This window comes from Kitasatospora sp. MY 5-36 (genome assembly GCF_001182915.1).
Taxonomy (GTDB): Bacteria; Actinomycetota; Actinomycetes; order Streptomycetales; family Streptomycetaceae; genus Kitasatospora.
Genome location: NZ_LFVW01000576.1, coordinates 1 through 2,891, shown reverse-complemented (window position 1 = coordinate 2,891; position 2,891 = coordinate 1). Strand labels below are relative to the sequence as shown.

4 protein-coding genes are annotated in these 2,891 nt (G+C 75.6%); 3 read left to right on the top strand and 1 reads right to left on the bottom strand.

Going from position 1 to position 2,891, the window contains the following annotated elements; genetic code table 11:
• Nucleotides 1–688, top strand: a 688-nt coding sequence (locus tag AE652_RS30555; RefSeq protein WP_049657359.1) for a transglutaminase-like domain-containing protein, incomplete at its 5' end; no start/stop codon positions are given.
• A gap of 41 nt (nucleotides 689–729) precedes the next feature.
• Here AE652_RS30555 and AE652_RS30550 read toward each other — a convergent pair.
• On the bottom strand, nucleotides 730–1,359 hold the full coding sequence (locus tag AE652_RS30550; protein ID WP_049657358.1) for a response regulator transcription factor: 630 nt from the start codon (nucleotides 1,357–1,359) through the stop codon (nucleotides 730–732).
• 64 nt (nucleotides 1,360–1,423) lie between these two features.
• Between AE652_RS30550 and AE652_RS30545 the strand changes: the two genes are divergently transcribed.
• Nucleotides 1,424–2,365 (top strand): MerR family transcriptional regulator, encoded by a 942-nt coding sequence (locus AE652_RS30545; protein WP_049657355.1) that lies wholly within the window; start codon nucleotides 1,424–1,426, stop codon nucleotides 2,363–2,365.
• Nucleotides 2,362–2,853: a GNAT family N-acetyltransferase gene (locus tag AE652_RS30540; RefSeq protein WP_049657353.1), complete on the top strand. Its 492-nt coding sequence runs from the start codon at nucleotides 2,362–2,364 to the stop codon at nucleotides 2,851–2,853. The genes AE652_RS30545 and AE652_RS30540 overlap by 4 nt, the downstream gene beginning before the upstream one ends.
• Nucleotides 2,854–2,891: the final 38 nt, after the last annotated feature.

The window sequence follows — 2,891 nt, the reverse complement described above, 5'->3', positions numbered from 1 at the left end:
GGCGGTCCGGACGGCCGTCGCCGAGCGGGCGCCGACCGGGCCGGAGGAGACCGCCGCCCTGCTCGCCGCGGTGCTCGGCGGGCGGGAGCGCTTCCACGGGCGGCAGTCGGACTACCGGCGGCTGGAGTCCTCGCTGCTGCCCGAGGTGCTGCGGCGCCGGCGCGGGCTGCCGATCACGCTCTCCCTGGTGTGGATGGCGGTCGGCCGGCGGGCCGGGCTGACCGTCCACGGCATCGCGCTGCCCGGCCACTTCATCGTCGCGGTGGGCGGCCCGGCCGGCGGCGAGGACTACGTCCTGGCCGACCCGTTCCACGGCGGGCGGCTGCTCGACCCGGCGGACGTCGAACGGCTGGTCGCCGCCGCCGGGGCGGAGTTCACCCCCGCCCTGCTCACCCCGGCCCAGCCGCTGGAGGTCGTGCTGCGGGTGCTCGGCAACATCCGGCTCTGGGCCGCCGACCGCCCCGAGCACGCCCGCACCCAGCTCTGGGCCACCGAACTCGCCCTGCTGCTGCCCCGGCACCCCGCCCAGCTGCGCCTGGAACGGGCCGAACTCCTCGTCCGCACCGGGGACTTCCTCGGCGGCTCGGCGGAGATGGACGCCTACGCGCAGATCCTCGACGCCTTCGACCCGGACACCGCCGCCAAGGTCCGGCAGGAGGCCCGGGCGGCCCGGCACCGGCTCAACTGACCCCCGTCTGCGGGCCGACGCCGGGGGCTTGAAGACGGGCCCTACAGCCAGCCCTTCTCCCGGGCGATCCGGACCGCCTCGGTGCGGTTGCGGGCCTCGGTCTTCTGGATCGCCATCGACAGGTAGTTGCGCACCGTCCCCTCGGACAGGTGCAGCCGCCGGGCGATGTCCGCGTTCACCGCGCCGTCGGCCGCCGCGCCCAGCACGTCCCGCTCGCGCGGGGTCAGCGGGTTGGCGCCCTCGGCCAGCGCGGCGGCGGCCAGCGCCGGGTCGATCACCCGCTCGCCGCGCAGCACCCGGCGGATCGCCTCCGCCAGCTCGGCGGCCGGCGCGTCCTTCACCAGGAACGCGTCCGCGCCCGACTCCATCGCCCGGCGCAGGTAGCCGGGCCGGCCGAAGGTCGTCGCGATGACCACCTTGGTCCGGGGCGCCCGGTCGCGCAGCTCGGCGGCCGCCTCGATGCCCGTCATCCCCGGCATCTCGATGTCCAGCACGGCGACCTGCACGTCGTTCGCGAGCACCGCCGCCACCACCTCGTCCCCGCGGCCGACCTGCGCGACGACGTCGATGTCCCCCTCCAGCCCGAGCAGCGCGGCCAGCGCCTCCCGGACCATCCCCTGGTCCTCGGCGAGCAGCACGCGGATCGAGGCCCCGTTGTCAGTGTCGTTCATGGCCACGACCTTAGAGGGCCGCGGGCTTGCGTCTCCGGTAAGGGGAGAGTCCAGAGTGGTCCCCATGGACGGCAGCGAAACGCTCTACCCGATCGGCGACCTCGCCCGGCGCACCGGACTCACCGTCAAGACCATCCGGTTCTACGCCGACACCGGCCTCGTCCCGCCCACCGGGCGCAGCGCCGCCGGCTACCGGCTGTACGACGTGCACGCCCTCGCCCGGCTGGACCTCGTCCGCACCCTGCGCGAACTCGGGCTCGACCTGCCCGCGATCCGCCGGGTGCTGGAACGGGAGGCCCCGCTGCACGAGGTGGCCGCCGCACACGCCGAGGCGCTGGAGGTGCAGATCCGCACCCTCCGGCTGCGCCGGGCGGTGCTGCTCGCCGTCGCCCAACGCGCTTCCACACCCGAGGAGATGGGACTCATGCACAAGCTCGCCAAACTCTCCGACGCCGAACGCCGGCGCCTGGTCCACGACTTCGTCGACGAGGCCTTCGGCGGCCTGGACGCCAACCCCGAGTTCGTCGCCATGATGCGCTCCGCCATGCCCGAACTGCCGGACGAGCCAAGGGCGGAGCAGGTCGAGGCCTGGGTCGAACTCGGTGAACTCGTCCAGGACCCGGACTTCCGCGCGGCCGTCCGGCGGATGGCCGAACAGCAGGCCGCCGAACGGGCCGAGGGCGACCGCGGCGGGCTGCACCACGCGCTCACCGAGACCGTACGGTCCCTGGTCGGTGCGGCGCTGGCCGCCGGCACCGACCCCGCCTCCCCCGCGGCCGACCCCGTCCTCGACGCCCTCACCGCCGCCTACGCCGAGACCTTCGGCCGCCCCGACGACGCCGGGTTGCGGCGCTGGCTGCTCGACCGCCTGGAGAGCGCCGACGACCCGCGCGCCGAGCGCTACTGGCAGCTGCTGGCGGTCATCAACGGCTGGCCCGTCCCGGAGAGCCTCACCGGGGTATTCCGGTGGTTCACCGGGGCGCTGCGGGCCAGACTGGCGCAATGATCACCCTGGAACCCCTGCGCCCCGACCACGCCGAGGCCCTGCTGGCCTTCGAACGCGCCAACCGCGCGTACTTCGCCCGCAGCATCCCGGACCGCGGCGACGCCTACTTCGCCGGCTTCGCGGACCGCCACGCCGCCCTCCTCGCCGAACAGGCCGAGGGCACCTGCCGGTTCCACGTGGTGCTCGACGCGGCCGGCGGGCTGGTCGGCCGCGCCAACCTCGTCGACCTCGCCGACGGCAGCGCCGAACTCGGCTACCGGATCGCCGAGTCGGCCGCCGGCCGCGGCGTCGCGAAGGCCGCCGTCGCCGAGGCCTGCCGCCTCGCGGCCACCGCCTACGGCCTGACCGTCCTGACCGCCGTCACCACCGTCGACAACCCCGCCTCCCAGGCCGTCCTCGCCCGCAACGGCTTCACGCTCAGCCACCGGTTCCTCCTCGCCGACCGCCCCGCCCTCGCCTACCGCCGCCCCCTGGGCGACCTCGGCTGAGCGCGGGCCCGGCGCGGGCCAGGCGCGGGCTGAAGGCC

What these genes read in the sequence shown, in the direction of transcription:
- AE652_RS30550 (WP_049657358.1), bottom strand. Translation starts at nt 1,359, where the DNA reads ATGAACGACACTGACAACGGGGCCTCGATCCGCGTGCTGCTCGCCGAG.
- AE652_RS30545 (WP_049657355.1), top strand. Translation starts at nt 1,424, where the DNA reads ATGGACGGCAGCGAAACGCTCTACCCGATCGGCGACCTCGCCCGGCGC.
- AE652_RS30540 (WP_049657353.1), top strand. Translation starts at nt 2,362, where the DNA reads ATGATCACCCTGGAACCCCTGCGCCCCGACCACGCCGAGGCCCTGCTG.